Here is an 18,031-nt window from a genome sequence, read left to right as displayed (position 1 = left end):
GTTTTTATGAAGGATTGCGAACTACTTCAATTATTTCCGTAGTTGAAATGGAAGGTGTTCTAGTTAAGTATTGTACGTCACATAACGTTTTGAAGTTATCGAATTTACCTGCCCAATCGTCACCCATTACTAACAAATCTGCATCATGTTCTTTTATGTAATCGCCTTTGAGTTCAAGGGAATGCTCTATAAAAATTTCATCGACACAGCGTAAAGAACTAATTATTTTAACTCTATCACTTTCGCTATAAACTGGAGTTCTACCCTTTTTTTGCATATTGAGTGCATCTGATGATATCCCAACAATTAAATAGTCACCCAAAGATTTCGCCCGTTCTAAAATGTTAATATGACCGACATGAACAATATCAAAGGTACCAAATGTAATAACTCGTTTCATTCATAACTCTCTAAGTAATTAACTATACGGTCAGCGCAATTTCCATCTATTTTTCCTGCAAGCTGCTCAATAATTTTTTTCCGGTTAAATCTAAATTCTTCAGATTCTGAGGCACACAACTGAACTGCAGATACAACATCGCTGAACTGTTCAGCCCTTTGACAAATTTTGTGAAAATAATTTATGTCCTCATCAAGCCGTGCCTTAAAACGATAAGAAAATATGCCTCTATAATTCCATCGTAGCTTGTAAAAGTCACACCACACAACAGGCTTATCCAGAGCTGCAAACTCAAATATAGCAGACGACGCGTCTGATAACATTATGTCTGCAACCGCTAAAAAAGGCGTTAAGTTAAATTCACTTTCACTTGTTAAATAAACATTATTATATTTTTTCCAGCGCATGATTTTACTTTTTTGTTTTTTATAACGCGGTTTAGACAAACTAAAAAAGTGTGGTTTTATAATAATATTATAATCAGGAAAACACTCTGGAAAATCATCGCTCATACACTCAATAGAGCTCGGATAAAAAGTGGGGGCATATAAAAGTGTTGGCTTATTCTTATCTAAACCCAACCCAGCCAAGTCAACTTTTTCCACTGAGTTGTTAATAATTGGATCTAATTTCGCATAGCCGCTATCAACAAAATTACCATTTGGATATAAGTTTTTTAATCGTTTTAAACGATGTTCACCTTCAACAAAGCGAACGGTAGTCGTAGTGTTTGATACATCGTAGTAGCAGCTTTTTGGACCTATGCCATGCTGCATTAATACACTTTTATTATTGAGCTTATCAACGTCTAAAAACGCATTACCAAACACGACCCAATCGCACTCAACACTCTGATAGAAATCTAATGTATTTGATTTATCTTCCAACCAAATTGCTTTTATTGAATGTTCAACTGCGAATGTCTCGCAAATATCTATAAATTGTTTTTCTTGAGATCTATAAAATACTAATGCGCATTGATGACCCCTATGTGATAATTTTTCAATTACAGGTATATATTGAGGTAAATAATAAATATGCTGGACGTCGAAATATACAAACATGAAAAATATACAATAAAGTAACAATATTATTCATTGTACATAAGTAATGGCTTGTATTGTAGGTAAACAGAAAATAATGTTTATCCACTATATGTTAATAATGTCGCTTCTTAATGGCGCCATTTTTGACAAAATTTTATTTTGAATAGGATGAGATATGTTTTGCTCATTCATGGCATTCACCAACAAATCAACAACATGATTAAAATCTTTTTCTGTTATATTCATGCCGGTGTGTATGTCTACCATTGAATCACCTGCGTAGCTGTATTTACACGGACCATCGGTAAGCATGCACATATGCAAAATAAAACCTTGACGAAAATGCGCTATGTTTGTGTGCTCAAAGTAGTGAAATACCTGCTCGTCGTTACCAATTTGATTAATAAAGCTATCAATTAGTTTTTCTATGCCGGCGTTGCCGCCAATTTGGTAATATAAAGTAGGCGGTGCTTTATTCGCACAGCCCATTAAAATACCAACACATAAAAACCCAACTGCAATTAACTTCATTACCAATACCCTGTTACCGATAAGTACCAACCCGTTTGATCGTCTGCCCCTGCAATACGCCCTAAATCTAAATATGCGGCAGTTACACTCACGTTTTTATTAGGCATTCAGGCAACAAAAACGTCTTTCCAGTCTTGCTCACCCAAGTTTAAGTTATTCGCTTTTTGACGATACTCAATACCGATTGCCAATTCACGACTTAAAAATACAGCGGTGCTACCTTCAAATAAAAACGCGCTGTCAGCATTGCCGCCACCATAACCGAGTAGTCCCAGTTCATTGGCTTCACTATAGCGTGTTGTTACATTCCAAAACCAGTTATAACCTGCAAAAGCACCTAAGTGAAGCTTACTGGCAGCCAAGTAATAATCTGTACCGCTGGTATCCTCTGCGCCAACAAGTTTGGCTACGGTGCCGTCATCTAGCGATTTATGCTGTATACCTAAACTTAATTGCGGCCATTGGCTGTAAACAATATCACCATATAAACGTATTTTTGCACTAGTAATCGATTGCTCTATTTCGGTGTTAAGTGCTGGCACGTCAAACTCTTGCTTTGCGTAACTTAGCTCCACCCGATTAAATAAGTTTAACTGCGCACCACATACATTTAATGCGTAATCACTCACATCAGCTCGGCTACAAAAACCATTTACCGAAAATTCATCTTCGCTCGCATAACCTGCAAGCTGAGCCCAAGGCACAATACCGCCACCGCCGCTACCTTCAACTTGAGATACACCAGGTGTTGCTAGTAACTTTCCGCTACTGTTGGCAAACGTTGGCAAACTTACTAGCAATAAAACACTGACAAATAAATACTTAATTTTTACCATAGTATTCTTCCAGCCATTGTTCTAATAAATCAGCTTTTAAAGGCCGGCTAAGGTAGTAACCTTGTGCGTGGTCGCACTGCATTGTTTTAAGTAAAGCTAACGACTCTTCGGTTTCGACCCCTTCAGCCACCACCGAAAAACCTAACTGATGCCCAAGCGTAATTGACGACTGCACTATAAATTGATCTTTTTGAGAGGCATCTAGTTTTAAAATAAAACATTTATCGAGCTTGAGCTCATCAATAGGTAACATTTTTAAACGCCCCAGCGATGTTTGCCCTACCCCATAATCGTCAAGCGATATTTTAACGCCAATTTGTTTTAAATCTTTAAGCGCTTTTATGCCCTTTTCTTCGTTTTCTATCATGTCGCGCTCGGTTAATTCAATGGTGATTAACCTTGCATCCACATTATGTTTTTTAAGCGTAGCGACTAACGCGGCATGAAACCCCGGAAACGCAATATCTTGTGCAGATACATTAATAGCGGCTTGAAGCTCAATACCCTTCGATTTCCAGTCGGCAACTTGTGCAACAACGGTATTTATTACCCATGCCGTTAGTTCAACAATTAGCCCTGAGCGCTCAGCTAAATCAATAAATAACTCAGGATTAACCCAGCTGCCATCTTTACGCTGCCAACGAATAAGCGATTCAACTTTATCTATTTTTTGAGTTTGCATATGCAGCTTAGGCTGGTAGGTCATAAACAGCTGGCCATCGTCATCGCTAATAGCTTGCTTTAATTCATCAAGCATAATTAAACGATCTAAGTGGGCCTCGTCCTCGCCATCTTGGTAATAATGTATATGGTTTTGGTTATTGGCCGCATTTTCTACGGCAATAAGCACTCGCCTTACTAAGTCATCACTGGCAGTACCTTGCGATGGGTACTGCAATACACCGGTACTAAACTGTAAGTTAATTTTTAACTTTTGAATGGTATAACACTCTTGGAGCCTAGCAATTAATCCCTCTATGCCGCACTTTTTCTCGCTAACCGCACTGCTTGGAAATACCGTTAAAAACTCATCTCCCCCAATACGCGCATGAATCCCACCAAACTCATCCGAAAACTCACTTATTCTGCATGCCACGGTTTTTATACATTCATCGCCAATGCGCGGGCCCAGCTTATCGTTTATATGGCGTAACCCTTTTATATCTATTGCTACAAGCGTATATTGAGTTAATTCGCTTAATTCTTTGTCCAACACTTCTAACATCGCAGAGCGATTATAAAAGCCGGTTAAAGTATCGTGTCGCGCCTGAAAACTAATTTGTTGTTCACGCTTGTTGATGTCGTTACCCATGTTGTCGAACGCATTAACTAAGGTCGTTATTTCTGTGCTTTGTTTTTTACCTTTAAACTCAAAATTATAATTACCCTGTGCAAACTGCTTAGCAATTACAACCAACTGAGAAAGCGGCGTTGTTAAGTTATTTGCTAATAAGCTACTTGTTATTACACCTACAAACATCGTTAAGATAGACAAAATAATAAGGGTAAAAAATAGCTTTTCAAAATCGCTATAACTTTGTGTTAAATCGGCGCTTAATAAAATAATAATTGGGTGTGTTGCCAAAGAGGCTAAATTAATATCTCGGTTTCGGTAAACCGGGTACTCGCCAAATATTCGTGAGGTGGTGGCCGAGTTAAAATAACTCACCGGTTCAAAAGGCGTTGGGCGCTCATCTAGCGAGCTAATAACTAGGTTGTCGGCACTGCCTACGAAACTTACATCCATGCCCGTTAAGCTTTTAAGCTCGCTTGCAACACTGTCGTCTATTTTAAAGCCTACTAAACTGTAAGCTATGGTTCTTGGGGCTTTTACAGGTAATAAAATAACCTGGTAAAGCTCATTGTTTAACACTACAAATGTGGATTGCTCTTGTGCGTTAAATAGCTCTGCGAGTAAAGGTCGCAAGTCGTCTTCAAAGGCACCTTGCTCTAAATTTGACGAAATTAGCTGACCCGATAAATCTATAAGCAACATTAATTGCGCGTCTATCCGTTGGCTGTGATTATACAAAACACTGCTTATGGTGCCCGCATCGCGCGTGGCAACCGCTTGTTTAAAACCAAAATCGGCAGTGAGTACTTTAGCTGCTGTTAACAATAGGCTTTCTTTTGAGGTCAAATATTGCTTATATACGTTTTGCGCAACACTTATGTCTTGGTCTACTTTTTGTTCTTGAAACTGACTTGTTGACCACCAAAAACTAGCAACACTCACCAGCGTTGTTAATAACACCAGCCCTACGCAGAGTGAGATAATTCGGTTTTTTAAACTATGAGTCATTACCAGCCTTAAATTTGCTACCAAAGGTGTTTCTTGGTGCCGGTGTAGATGTGTTTACCGTTATGGTGTGTTTGCTTTTAGCGCTTACCGTTATAATTTTTTTATTCTCCAAAGGTGCTGTTTGCAAAGCGTGCCATACGCTTAATTCAATCGGTAATAGGTTATTTGGCAAGGTTACTTTGCCTTGCTTATTTGTTTTATAAATATGTTTGCTACCTGCCACATATATGTAGCCAACCATAGAGTCGTGAATATTACACCCCAAAACAACGACCCCTTGATTATCAAAAGTAATAGGTGCTTTTGGTTGCCCTGAATATAACTTTAGCTGAAAAGGCTTAGCTTGCGAAAAAGAATACACATGGTGGCGAATATTATCGCTATTTGGAAAGTCAACTTGCTGCCCTTTTTGCACAACTAATAGCTCTGGCAAAAACTGTTTATGAACTTGGTCCATAGTGGCTACAGGAAGATTTGGCTTGGCTAATTGCTCGGCGTTAAAGTGTAGCTCAATAACAGCATTTGCTAGTTTACTACCGTGTTGATCTTCTACTACCAACTCCAGTGCAGCGGCGTTAAAAAAGTAACCAAAAAACAAACCCATGGTTAAAAAACGGCAACTTTTAGTTATTTTTTGCAAACAACGTTCAAACATAACAACACCTAACTATTAACGTTAGGTTAAGGTAATTAATTACAGGGGTTAATTGCAAGGAATATAGCCCAGTAACTAAAAATAAAAAGTTAGCCACTGGGTTTTTTAGTTCTTTAGTATGGCTATTTTACAATTAAGCCATAATCAGCGTCTAAAATAGAAATGACCTCTTGGCGCGGATCTTCAGGAATAGTAATTGCTTCACCAACTATTTTGCTGGCAATACCCACATAAGTATTAGACACTTCAAGCATGACTGATTCGGGTAAAATATACTCTTTTGCTAATTTTTCACGCTCAGCCATGCGATCTTTGTTTAGTAATACGTCGCTTTCTGGCACGTTATTAATTAACAATTGGCGAAAGCCTTCTTTAGAGTTTTCAACAATTTTACCATCTCGATACGCAGCGCCATCCCATATACGCGATGAATCTGGTGTACCCACTTCGTCGATATAAATAAGCTGTTGTGCACCATTTAGATCTTCTACGTAACCAAATTCAAACTTGGTATCTACAAAAATTTGGTCAAGCTTGGCAAGCTCTTTACTAATTAAGCCAAAGCCTTCTACTAACAGCTTTTCGTATTTTGCAACGTCGTCTTCCGACTTAAAATTAAATACGTCTAGGTTATTTGTTATGTTCTCGCGGGTAATATTTACATCGTCTACTGGCGGTATGTCGGCAACGCCTTCAATAATCCCCTTGGTTGATGGCGTAATAAGTACATTATCGAGTTTTTGATTCGCGTTTAATCCTTCAGGTAAATCTATACCGCAAAAGTTACGTGTCCCTTTAGCGTAATCACGCCACATGCTACCCGTAATATATTGGCGCGCTATCGCCTCTACCTTAACTGTGCTTGCTTTACGAACAATCCATACATATGGGTGTGGAATATCCACAATATGATTGCCAGCTAGGCCTGCTTCGTCAAATAATTTAAACCAATATGATGCAACGGTGTTAAGTGCTATCCCCTTACCCGGCACACCATTTAAGCCATTTTCACCTTGCCAAATACAATCAAACGCTGAAATACGGTCCGAAATCACCATAATAGCCAGCTCAGTACCTGCGGGTACTTTGTAGCCTTTATCTTTAATTAATCGTGCACTGTCTTCATCTGTTAGCCAATAAACTGAACGCACTTTACCACTGTGTACTTCACCTTTGGTGCGGATGGGTAAATCATCGTTTACGTCTAAAACTTTATAGCTAGTCATGCTATCTCCGGGGTTAGGGATGCTCTATGAGCAAAGTATGGTATGGGGTTATGTGCGGTATGATAATCCAGCCAACTTCAAAGCTCAATCTTGGGCTTGAAACTAAATAACCTGAACTTTGGTTAAGAGATTTAGCAAGAATATTTATATGGTTGTCACAATCGGGTAAACTGGCTGTGCTATTGAGTCGAGGAGCTAGCTTGAAGTACTTAACCACCACCAAAAATAAAAAATACTTAATGTATATATCTCAAAATTATTCATACGCAATTTTGAGGCCTATTCAAGCGGCCATATTAGCGAATGGTGGTCAGGTTCGCTGGTTTTTACAAGGTAGCTCTGTAAACCCTGACTTTTTAACACCCGATGAAATACGTCTTAATTCAATAGACGATATTCACAACTGGAAACCCGATGCTACATTTGCACCGGCCAATTTAATTCCTACGTTTTTTCCGGGTATTAAAGTGGGTGTATTTCATGGTTTTGATGCCGGAAAACTTGATAAAAAAGGTAACAACGACCACCTAAAAGCAAGGGGCTGCTTTGATCTTTACTGTACTCAAGGCCCCAATACCACAGTGCCATTTAAAGCCTTACAAAAAAAGCTGGGGTATTTTAAAGTGACAGAAACTGGCTGGCCAACGCTCGACCGCTTGTTTACTGACGAATTACACACCCCATATATCAGTAAAACCGACACTCGCCCTACACTTTTAATTTGTTCTACTTTTTCAAAGCGTTTATCACTTGCGCCTAAACTTTACGAGCAAATAAAACACTTTAGCGAAACAGGAAAGTGGCGCATATTAATGCAGTTTCATCCTAAAATGCCTATTGAGCATGTTAATAAATACAAAGCGTTAAGTAATCAAAACTTAACCTTTATTGAAACTGACGACGTAGTCCCCTTATTAAAGTCGGCCGATGTAATGCTGTGTGATACCTCGTCGGTGCTTTTAATGTTTATAGTGCAGCGAAAGCCTGTTGTGACCTTTTGTAATAATGCCCCAGACAAGCACTTACTAAACGTAACAGATCCAAATAAGCTAGAAGACGCGATAGACCTTGCATTTACCTACCCTAAAACATTGATGCAAAATATAGAAAGCTATTGCCAACAGCTGCACCCATACACAGACGGTAAATCAAGTGAGCGAGTAGTGGCTGCAACGAATGAGTTTTTACTTAGTGACGAAAAGCTAAAACCTAAACCGTTTAATATTATTAGGCAGTTTAAAACGCGCAAAAACCTTAATTATTGGAAGTGGTAAACCAAACAATGATAAGCCTTAATAACGTTACTTTTAAATGGCATAAAAACGATAAAACGCCCACGCTAACTATTAGCAAACTTAATATTGAAAAAGGCCAACATGTTTTTTTACATGGCCCAAGTGGTTCGGGAAAATCAACGTTACTTGCCTTACTTGCCGGTATAAATAAAGCCACCAGCGGCAATGTCACGTTATTAAACCACACCTTAAATACCCTAAGTAACACTCAAAGTGATGTATTTAGAGCTGACCACATTGGTATTATTTTTCAAAACTTCAACTTACTTCCTTACCTATCGCCTATTGAAAACGTAATACTGGGATGCCAATTTTCAAAAAAGCGCCAACAAAAAGCATTAAGCCACTCTGCCACGTTAAATAATGAGGCAAAACGGTTACTGAACGCGCTGGGTTTAGCCAAGCAATATCATAACAAAAATGTGGCAGAGTTAAGCATTGGCCAACAACAACGCGTGGCCGCCGCACGCGCATTTATTGGTAACCCAGAAATTATAATTGCCGACGAGCCAACTTCAGCCCTTGATACACAAAACCGCGAAAGCTTTATTAACTTATTGTTTGAACAAGCGAGTAATACAAACAGCACATTGATATTTGTAAGCCACGACGAAAACTTAAAGCCGCTGTTTAATCGCTCAATCGACTTAGTAAGTTTGCAGGAGGCATTATGATCCTTACAAAGCTTGCTTTTAAAAGCCTATTAAATAGACGTGCAAGTGTTGTTTTAACACTGTTTACCATTGCCGTTAGCGTTATGTTATTGCTAAGTATTGAACGTGTTAGAGTTGATGCTAAAAGCAGCTTTAGCAATACCATTTCGGGTACCGATTTAATTGTAGGAGCCCGCACCGGCGATATTCAATTACTGCTTTCATCGGTATTTCGAATTGGCCACACCAATAATGGCGTGAGCTGGCAAAGCTACAAATACATAACAAGCCAACGCGGCGTAAAGTGGAGCATTCCTATTAGCCTTGGCGACAGCCACAAAGGCCAAGCCGTGTTAGGCACAACCCCCGATTACTTTACCCATTACCGCTTTGCTAAAAAACAACATTTGAGTTTTAGTGCAGGTAATCCTTTTAGCACTATTCACGGCGTGGTATTGGGCAGCGAGGTGGCTACAAAACTAGGCTACAAGCTGGGCGATAGCATTGTAATATCTCATGGTATGGGTAATACCAGTTTTCATCATCACAACGACAACCCGTTTGAAGTAGTCGGTATTTTAAACCCGACGGGTACCCCGGTCGACAAAACACTGCATATACCGCTTGCCGCTATTGATTTGATTCACAGCGGTAACGCAAGTCATAATCACGGTGAGCACGGTGAGCACGGTGAGCACGGTGAGCACGGTGAGCACGGTGAGCATAACAACCTAACTGGTCACCCTAAACAAATCACTGCATTTTTAATGGGGTTTGATTCGCCTTTGTATACACTACAAATTAGGCGCAATATAAATCAGTACAAGCCCGAGGCTCTATTAGCCATTATGCCTACCGTCACACTAAAAGACTTATGGGAAATGCTCGCCATTGTTGAAAAAATATTGCTGCTTTTTTCATTTGTTGTCGTGCTGATAAGCCTGCTCGGTATGTTAACTACATTACTCGCAAACCTTAATCAACGTCGACGTGAACTTGCTATATTACGCTCAGTTGGTGCAAGGCCATGGCAGCTATTTACACTTATAAGTATGGAATCCTTGCTTACAACATTTTTAGGCTGTGTGCTTGGGTGTGCATTATTTTACGCCACATTACTTTTAGGAGCCGACTACCTACAAAGCCATGCGGGTATTAGTGTAAATATAGCTATCCTTTCACGCTATGAACTCACCCTCATAGGCGCTATTATGGCGGCGGGTTTTATTATTGGTTTAATACCAGCAACTCGTGCTTATTTTTACTCACTCAGCGACGGCATGAGTATAAAAACATAATGTTTAGGAATTTTATGACACTTTTTAAAACAGCTTTAAATGCTTTTTGCATATTAAGCTTAGCTATTATTAGCTTTTCAAGTAACGCTAACCCACCTAAAGAAATTTTTTGGGAAGACTTGATCCCTAAAGGCCATGTGCAAATAGATACCCAAGCACAAGCTAACCACGAAGGCAGCGATCAAAACTGGGTACAACCCGACTTAGACGCCCCTGTAGTAAAAGAACTAAACGGGCAATCTGTCAGCTTACCCGGTTTTGTTGTACCGCTAGAGGGCGATAGCGAAGTAATCACCGAATTTTTATTAGTACCGTATTTTGGCGCCTGCATACACGTACCACCACCGCCACCTAACCAGCTTGTACACGTTACTATAAAAGGCGGCGTACCAATCGAAAGCCTTTACGATGCAATTGTAGTCACAGGTATTATTACAACAGAAACCTGGTCAGGTGAATTAGCACAGGTGGGTTACAAAATGAAAGCCGTAGGCGTAGCGCCGTTTGAGCTTTGAAAAAGCGTTCAGTTTTCTTGCACCGCTCCTTACCTTCTCTGCGATGATAATACCGCCTCATTTAGTATATAAGTAGGTGCAAAGCCTAAGTCACAAAACAATTTTAACCACCGAGAACACTAAGGCGCTACGCGCTTCACAGAGAAGAGCGTAATACAATATATATGTTTTAGAATTACTTCTCCTGCACTGCTCCTTGTCTTCTCTGTGGTGATAATAATGTTTTATTCACTTTATCAACTAGGTGCAAAGCCTAAGCTACAAAACAATTTTAACCACCGAGAACACTGAGGCGCTAAGCGCTATACTGAGAAGACCGTAATACAAAATATTTGTCTTAAAATTACTTCTCCTGTACTGCTCGGTGCTCTGTGTGGTGACATCATCACTTTTATATCAAAACAACACGCGGGTAAAGCCTCTGCTACAACGAAACCTTCTAAAGCGCAGCGTCTCTAAGCCTCTTTGTGAATAATTGACATTTAAATATAACCTTAATGCGCAACGAGAAGCGAATGAGTAGTAAATGATAAAACCAAAGCCAATTAGTTTGAGTTATTTTACAACATCTAACACACCGAAGCGCTGCGTACTACTCAGATAAAATATACTATTTGCTAGTAACTTCTCCTGCACTCCTCCTTGCCTTCTCTGTGGTGAAAAAAATCGCTTTTGTAAATAACGCCCATCAATACAAACCTTAATTACTATTCTGATGACTTCCAAGTACCTATGATCTGATAACTAACCACTGACAACTGATTTCTACTAATTCATATTTGAAAACTAAATGGGGCCTTAAAGCTTTTCTAAGACATGTTCTGCGCGGCTTACTGTAAACTCTTTGCCTTCTTCTACAAATAACCCAGTAACAACCGCGTTATTTACAATCATCGCGTAGCGAGATGAACGAATACCACCAAAGCCAGCGGTGTCTTTTTCAAGTCCGAGTGCTTTGGTAAAGCTTGCATCACCATCGGCTAGCATTAAAATTTCCTCAGCGTTTTGCGAGTCGCCCCATGCTTTCATTACAAAGGCATCGTTTACCGAAACACAATAAATAGCATCAACACCTTTTGCTTTAATTTTATCAGCAAGGGTAATAAATTCAGGTAAATGCGCATTTGAACACGTTGGCGTAAACGCCCCAGGCACAGCAAATAACACCACTTTTTTATCATCAAATAATTCTTTGTTAGTCAGTGTTTGCGTGCCTTCGCTTGTTAACTGCGTAAGCGTAACCTGTGGTACGTTTTGGCCTTGTTCAATCATGATAAATCCTTAAAATATAAATAACGAATAGCCCATAGCATAGTGGACTTTACTAATAGGCGCAGCTTTATTATCAATAAGCATAAATACAAATTTTTCACACAATATACGTTAAGGTACAAGTTGGAATGCTCATCGACTAATCCGAACTTACAGTAGCACAGCGAATTTAATGTATGCGCTTTGCTTGCTAACGTACTTTGTTTTTAGATAGTTAAATAAACAACCTTTTACGTGTGCAAGCTTCACACCTTCGTTGAAATAACTCTAAAAATTAATTACCACCGAGAACACTGAGGCGCTGCGCGCTTCACAGAGAAGAGCGTAATACAATATATATGTTTTAGAATTACTTCTCCTGTACTACTCCTTGTCTTCTCTGTGGTGATAATAATGGCTTATTCACTTTATCAACTAGGTACGGCGCCCAAGTTACATAACAAGTTTGACCACCGAGAGCACCGAGGCGCTGCGCGCTTTACTGAGAAGAGCGTAATACAATATATATGTTTTAGAATTACTTCTCCTGTACAGCTCCTTGTCTTCTCTGTAGTGAATAAGTCACTTTTGTAAATAACGCTCATCAATACAAACCTTAATGACTATTCTGATAACTGCCGCCAACTTAAATGGAAAACTAACACCTGTAACTACCATCTAATATCTAGAAACTTTACCTTATAACTAGCAACTTAAAACCACTATGTATTAACGCTTTTTCTTTCTTACTAACGTATTTATTGCTAACCTCGCATTAACGTATTTACTTACTATAAAAATTGGCAAATGGAATAATTATGCTCAAAAAAACATCGTTACTTATAGCATTAGCATTAAGTGCAAACGCTTTAGCAAAGGGAGGCGTATCACCATACTTACCTTTAAACCAAGCACCAGAGTTAGAGCATAATGTAGCGCGCCTTTTAGCGGTAAGTAAAAATACCCATATTATGAGCAAGCCTTATAAAGTGCACGACATATATAACGTACTACAAACCATTAGGCATAGTTACCCAGAGCTTTACCAAACTTTGTCGTACCAAATAAGCCCGTACATTCAAAGCGATGCAGGCACATTTGCTAAAGCAACCCTTGCTGCCGGTACAAAAAACAAAACACTGCCAAACCAACGTGGGCAAACCACTAAAACCAACTTAATTGTTGAAGGTGGCGCTTACGCTAACTTTGGCCGTTACTTTGGTGTAAGCGTGGCAGGCATTGCAAACGAAAACGAAATACTCCCAACCCAAAGCTTTATTTACCTAGGTAATAAATACGCACAGGTCGATATAGGCTACCGTGAACATTGGTATTCGCCTTTTAACGACAGCGCTATGCTATTAAGTACACACGCTAAAACAACACCGTCAATTACCATAAGTAATGTTGAGCCAATAACCAGCTTTAAAATTCGGTACGATATGTTTATTAGTAAAATGACCGAGCAGCGTGGAATTTTAAATGAAGAAGAAAAAAACTCCACCGTCCGTATTTACGAAAAAGGTAGACCATATTTATACGGCTTACATATTAGCTTTGCAGCAACAGAGAACTTAACTATTGGCTTAAGCCGCTTAATGCAATTTGGTGGGGGCCCGCGTAGCGTAACCTTAAAAGACTTTGCTGAAGGTTTTTTTACACCCGGTGCAAAAGATAATGTTGGTAGTAAGGATGCAAATGAAATTGGAGGCAACTTTGAGCTTGGTGATCAATTAGGCTCAATCACTTTTGAATACAACAACAGCCTATTTAATTTACCGTATGAGCTTTATGGTGAAGTTGCGCTTGAAGATACACTTGGCGGCACCCGAAACAACGCTTATAGCTTCGGGCTATACCTCCCCTTTATTGCAAACGATCACAGCTTACGTTTTGAACATAGCAACTGGCAAGGCGGCTGGTATGCAAACAGAATATATCAAGATGGGAACCGTAACTCAGGCAACGTAATTGGCCACTGGGGTGGGGACGAGCACGATTATACCGACTACCCCCCAGCAAAATCGATGAGTATTAACTGGCATTGGCAGCTTAGCGCTAAAGAAAGCTTAAATACAACGTTACGCGGCCTTACAAACAAACGTGATGGTTACAAAACCAGTTATGAACTCCAAACAGCCTATACGCGTAAACTAAACAAACCTGTTTGGGGTGCTAAAAGCCTAGGCGCTGAGCTTTATTTAGGTAAAGACGTTTATGGCGAGGCATTTTCGAGAATCGCCCTCTCAGCTAATTTTTAAATTCGAAAATACGAATTTATTATAGACAAAAGCTGTGCACGTTAGAAACTTAGCTTCAAACGTCCTTGGTTAAATATCAAATCAATTATTACCGGCCTATAAAACGCAGCGTCTCTTAGCCTCTTTGTGAACAATTTGCTCTTAAAACCGTAATGCACAAAGAGAAGCGAATGAGGAGTAAATGAGAAAACCAAAGCCAATGGGTTTAGGTTATTTTCTACTTGAAACAATACTTCGCGTTTTTTGTAGGCGCTTTACTTGCTAGCGCGTTTAATTTACACATAGTTACGTTAACAACCTTTTGCATGAGCAAGCTTTACGCAAAATATAAAAGCCAGCACTAGCCCAAATATCCCCCCCACAAAAAAGCGCGGTGTAAAGCCGCTACTATAATCCAACCCTCTAAAGCGCAGCGCCTCTTACCCTCTTTGTGAATAATTGGCTTTTAAAAACATAATGCACAAAGAGAAGCGAATAAGCAGTAAATGAGAAAACCAAAGCCAATGGGTTTAGGTTATTTTCTACTTGAAGCAATACTTCGCGTTTTTTGTAGGCGCTTTGCTTGCTAGCGCGTTTAATTTACACATGTTTTCATTAACAACTTTCGCGTGAGCAAGCTTCACGCCTATGTGTGGATTACTTTAAATATTATAGTGTGTTTAAACTAAGTTGATGTACTTGTTAAATATAAAATCACTTAGTCTCCAACTCTAAAGCGCAGCGTCTCTTAGCCTCTTTGTGAGTAATTGGCTTTTAAAACCTTAATGCATAAAGAGAAACGAATGATGGGTAAGTGATAAAACCAAAGCCAATTATTTTAGGTTATCTTTCACCACAGAGAACACTGAGGCGCTTCGCGCTACAAAGAAAAGAGCGCAATACTAAGCTTGCCTAAAACAAAAAAACCGTGTTTAAACTAAACACGGTTTTATAATTTTAAAATAAGCCAAATTGTTTATTACAAATTAACCACATTGTTTAATGTTGGTCCATTTTCACCATTAACCAATGTATTTAAATGCTGTGCAAACTCTTTACCCAGCTTTTCATCGCGCATACCGTATTCAACAATCGCCTTTAAATAACCAAGCTTATCGCCACAGTCGTGTGCGCGGCCACTCATGTGAAATGCCTCTACAGTTTCTTGTGCCATTAACGCATCAATAGAATCGGTTAACTGTATTTCACCACCAGCACCCACTGGTGTTTTAGCAAGTAGCGGCCAAATATTTTTACTTAATACATAACGGCCAACAACAGCAAGGTTTGACGGCGCAACATCAACCTCTGGCTTTTCAACCATAGTTTTAATTTTAGCGCTTTCACCAGCAACTAATTGCACACCATTAATGTCGGCAATACCGTATTTACTTACGTCATCCATAGCAACAGGTTCAAGCATTATTTGGCTTGCTGAAGTCTCATTAAAACGAGCGATCATAGCAGCTAGGTTTTCTGTTTTTTGGTTTGCTGTGTATGCATCAAGTATTACATCGGGTAATACAACTACAAAATCGTCATTACCCACAATAGGCTTTGCACACAATATAGCGTGGCCTAAACCTTTAGCCTCACCTTGGCGCACGTGCATAATGGTTACATCACTAGGGCAAATAGAGCGCACCTCTTCAAGCAATGTGCGTTTAACGCGTTTTTCAAGCGTTGCTTCAAGCTCGTAGCTGGTATCAAAGTGGTTTTCAATAGCGTTTTTAGAGCTATGGGTTACTAACACAATCTCTTTAATGCCTGCAGCAACACACTCGTTAACAATGTATTGAATAAGTGGCTTATCAACAATAGGGAGCATTTCTTTAGGGATTGCTTTGGTCATGGGTAGCATACGCGTGCCAAGGCCAGCAACAGGGATTACTGCTTTCATGGGTAGTCCTTTATTTTTAAATTAATTATTTTTAAACTAACAGATTAAATATAGATGAGGGATGAACGAGGTAAAACCCCGAGCAAACTTATCGGGGTTAGGTCACTGTACAAACAGCTATTATTTAATTAGTCACTACCAAAAAGGTCACGCGTATATACCTTGTCAGCAATATCGCTTAACTCTTCAACCATACGGTTAGAAACCACAACGTCTGATATCTGCTTAAACTCGTTTAAGTCTTTTATTACGCGTGAATGGTAAAATTCACTTTCTTCAAGAACAGGCTCATAAACAACCACCTCAATCCCTTTTGCCTTAATACGCTTCATAATGCCTTGAATAGACGACGCCCTAAAGTTATCAGATCCCGTTTTCATTACTAAACGGTATACTCCAACCACTTTTGGATTTCGCTTTAAAATAGAAGCAGCTATAAAGTCTTTTCTGGTTGTGTTTGCATCTACAATTGCGCCAATAATATTGTTTGGCACATCTTGGTAGTTAGCACGTAGCTGCTTAGTGTCTTTTGGTAAACAGTAGCCACCGTAACCAAACGACGGGTTGTTATAATGGTTACCAATACGTGGGTCTAGGCCTACACCTTGTATAATCTGCTTGCTGTTTAAACCGTGTGCTTCTGCGTAGCTATCAAGCTCATTAAAGTACGCTACGCGCATAGCTAAGTATGTGTTAGAAAATAACTTAATGGCTTCAGCTTCTGTTGAGTCAGTAAATAGCACTTCAACATCTTGCTTAATAGCGCCTTGCTTAAGTAAGTTTGCAAAAACAGTAGCGCGCTCGCTTTGCTCGCCTACAACAATACGTGACGGGTGTAAATTATCGTAAAGGGCTTTGCCTTCACGTAAAAACTCAGGTGAGAATAGTAAATTATCAGCCTTAAGCTGCTTTTTAATATCAGCCGTAAAGCCAACCGGAATAGTCGACTTAATAACCATTACCGCATTAGGATTATGTGCCACAGCATCTTTAATAACCGCTTCAACCGAGCGCGTATTAAAGTAGTTTGTTTCTACATCATAATCCGTTGGAGTGGCGATGATAACAAAATCTGCGTTTTCATAGGCCACTTTTTTATCGGTGGTTGCTGTGAAGTTTAAATCATCACGCAGTAAAAATTCACTAATTTCAGTATCAACAATTGGTGATGTCTTATCGTTTAAAAGCGCAATTTTGTGCTCATCAATGTCTAATGCCACCACTTCATTGTGTTGTGCTAAAAGCATTGCATTTGAAAGGCCTACATAGCCCGTCCCTACCACAGCAATTTTCATGGTATTCCTTTATATTTAAAAAATATTTTTACTATTTTATCAGAGCGAGGAGGGAAAACGAATAGCCAAAAGCATAATTTAAAATGTGCTTTTATAACATCTCTATAGCTCGAGTATGTATGTGTAACTATCATTTTTCAGAACAGAGTACAAACCTAATTTAAAGCTAATGCGGACTGATACCTTGTTTGGCTCTTTACCACCCCAAAACAAATTTGAATTAGTTTTCTCATTGCTGCACCTAACGCTTGCATCTTTGTTTTCCCAGCAGCTAGAAGGCGATTTTGTTTGTGCTTTAATATCTGGGTTATGTGTTCCAGCACTATCTGCTGCTAAAAATATTTTGGATCGAATTCTGGATGGGCCAATTTTACTCAGTGTCGCTCTCCCTTTAAACGAACCTGATTCATTTAGCTTAGGTTTTAGGCCAACATATGCTGTAGCTTGCTTAGCTGTTGAAAAGCTGGGAAGTCCAATCACCCTAAATTAAAAAATAAAAGCAGGCGAAAATTATCTAAAGTTAAATTATCTAAAGTTAAATTATCTAAAGTTAAATTATCAAACATTGCGTATTTAAATTAAACTATA

14 protein-coding genes and 2 pseudogenes are annotated in these 18,031 nt (G+C 39.2%); 5 read left to right on the top strand and 11 right to left on the bottom strand.

Translation table 11 applies throughout. The features are described 5' to 3' along the window. Positions 1 to 4: 4 nt before the first annotated feature. The 7 genes and pseudogenes from ATS76_RS00820 to ATS76_RS00790 form a co-directional block, all read right to left on the bottom strand. Positions 5 to 400 (bottom strand): adenylyltransferase/cytidyltransferase family protein, encoded by a 396-nt coding sequence (locus ATS76_RS00820; protein ID WP_039036343.1) that lies wholly within the window; start codon positions 398 to 400, stop codon positions 5 to 7. After that, positions 397 to 1,464, bottom strand: coding sequence for a CDP-glycerol glycerophosphotransferase family protein (locus ATS76_RS00815; RefSeq protein WP_058550664.1), 1,068 nt, complete (start codon positions 1,462 to 1,464; stop codon positions 397 to 399). Before ATS76_RS00815 ends, ATS76_RS00820 begins: the two co-directional genes overlap by 4 nt. Before the next feature lie 87 nt (positions 1,465 to 1,551). Next, on the bottom strand, positions 1,552 to 1,977 hold the full coding sequence (locus ATS76_RS00810; RefSeq protein ID WP_039036341.1) for a group I truncated hemoglobin: 426 nt from the start codon (positions 1,975 to 1,977) through the stop codon (positions 1,552 to 1,554). After that, positions 1,977 to 2,813, bottom strand: a pseudogene (locus ATS76_RS00805) (DUF3034 family protein). The gene ATS76_RS00810 and the pseudogene ATS76_RS00805 overlap by 1 nt, the downstream one beginning before the upstream one ends. Beyond that, positions 2,800 to 5,115, bottom strand: a complete 2,316-nt coding sequence (locus ATS76_RS00800; protein WP_058550663.1) for a bifunctional diguanylate cyclase/phosphodiesterase — start codon at positions 5,113 to 5,115, stop codon at positions 2,800 to 2,802. Before ATS76_RS00800 ends, ATS76_RS00805 begins: the two are co-directional and overlap by 14 nt. After that, positions 5,105 to 5,770: a methylamine utilization protein gene (locus ATS76_RS00795; RefSeq protein WP_058550662.1), complete on the bottom strand. Its 666-nt coding sequence runs from the start codon at positions 5,768 to 5,770 to the stop codon at positions 5,105 to 5,107. The genes ATS76_RS00800 and ATS76_RS00795 overlap by 11 nt, the downstream gene beginning before the upstream one ends. A 122-nt stretch (positions 5,771 to 5,892) precedes the next feature. Further along, positions 5,893 to 6,996: a phosphoribosylaminoimidazolesuccinocarboxamide synthase gene (locus ATS76_RS00790; RefSeq protein WP_006792040.1), complete on the bottom strand. Its 1,104-nt coding sequence runs from the start codon at positions 6,994 to 6,996 to the stop codon at positions 5,893 to 5,895. A 200-nt stretch (positions 6,997 to 7,196) separates the two neighbouring features. On the opposite strand from ATS76_RS00790, the gene ATS76_RS00785 reads away from it, so the two are divergent. From ATS76_RS00785 to ATS76_RS00770, 4 genes are read left to right on the top strand one after another with little or no spacing between them, the layout of a single operon-like run. Next, positions 7,197 to 8,270, top strand: a complete 1,074-nt coding sequence (locus ATS76_RS00785; protein ID WP_201023482.1) for a CDP-glycerol glycerophosphotransferase family protein — start codon at positions 7,197 to 7,199, stop codon at positions 8,268 to 8,270. An 8-nt stretch (positions 8,271 to 8,278) separates the two neighbouring features. Then, positions 8,279 to 8,965: an ABC transporter ATP-binding protein gene (locus ATS76_RS00780; RefSeq protein WP_058551038.1), complete on the top strand. Its 687-nt coding sequence runs from the start codon at positions 8,279 to 8,281 to the stop codon at positions 8,963 to 8,965. Next, the gene (locus tag ATS76_RS00775; RefSeq protein ID WP_058550661.1) at positions 8,962 to 10,242 is read left to right on the top strand and encodes an ABC transporter permease; all 1,281 of its coding nucleotides are present in this window, start codon (positions 8,962 to 8,964) and stop codon (positions 10,240 to 10,242) included. Before ATS76_RS00780 ends, ATS76_RS00775 begins: the two co-directional genes overlap by 4 nt. Before the next feature lie 14 nt (positions 10,243 to 10,256). Further along, on the top strand, positions 10,257 to 10,757 hold the full coding sequence (locus ATS76_RS00770) for a DUF3299 domain-containing protein (RefSeq protein ID WP_008130189.1): 501 nt from the start codon (positions 10,257 to 10,259) through the stop codon (positions 10,755 to 10,757). A gap of 798 nt (positions 10,758 to 11,555) precedes the next feature. Here ATS76_RS00770 and ATS76_RS00765 read toward each other — a convergent pair. Then, the gene (locus tag ATS76_RS00765; protein WP_058550660.1) at positions 11,556 to 12,029 is read right to left on the bottom strand and encodes a peroxiredoxin; all 474 of its coding nucleotides are present in this window, start codon (positions 12,027 to 12,029) and stop codon (positions 11,556 to 11,558) included. A gap of 797 nt (positions 12,030 to 12,826) precedes the next feature. Between ATS76_RS00765 and ATS76_RS00760 the strand changes: the two genes are divergently transcribed. Further along, the gene (locus ATS76_RS00760) at positions 12,827 to 14,269 is read left to right on the top strand and encodes a capsule assembly Wzi family protein (protein ID WP_058550659.1); all 1,443 of its coding nucleotides are present in this window, start codon (positions 12,827 to 12,829) and stop codon (positions 14,267 to 14,269) included. A gap of 958 nt (positions 14,270 to 15,227) precedes the next feature. On the opposite strand, the gene galU is transcribed toward ATS76_RS00760, so the two are convergent. From galU to ATS76_RS00745, 3 genes and pseudogenes are all read right to left on the bottom strand, one after another. After that, positions 15,228 to 16,148: a UTP--glucose-1-phosphate uridylyltransferase GalU gene (galU, locus tag ATS76_RS00755; protein WP_058550658.1), complete on the bottom strand. Its 921-nt coding sequence runs from the start codon at positions 16,146 to 16,148 to the stop codon at positions 15,228 to 15,230. A gap of 128 nt (positions 16,149 to 16,276) precedes the next feature. After that, entirely contained in the window at positions 16,277 to 17,443 is a 1,167-nt protein-coding gene (locus ATS76_RS00750) for a nucleotide sugar dehydrogenase (protein WP_058550657.1), read from the bottom strand. A gap of 155 nt (positions 17,444 to 17,598) precedes the next feature. Beyond that, a pseudogene (locus ATS76_RS00745) lies at positions 17,599 to 17,905 on the bottom strand (transposase); the annotation flags it as partial. Positions 17,906 to 18,031: the final 126 nt, after the last annotated feature.

It is taken from the genome of Pseudoalteromonas sp. 10-33 (assembly GCF_001469195.1).
Taxonomy (GTDB): Bacteria; Pseudomonadota; Gammaproteobacteria; order Enterobacterales; family Alteromonadaceae; genus Pseudoalteromonas.
The sequence above is the reverse complement of the archived record's forward strand: the minus strand, read 5'-3'. Positions and strand labels throughout refer to the sequence as shown.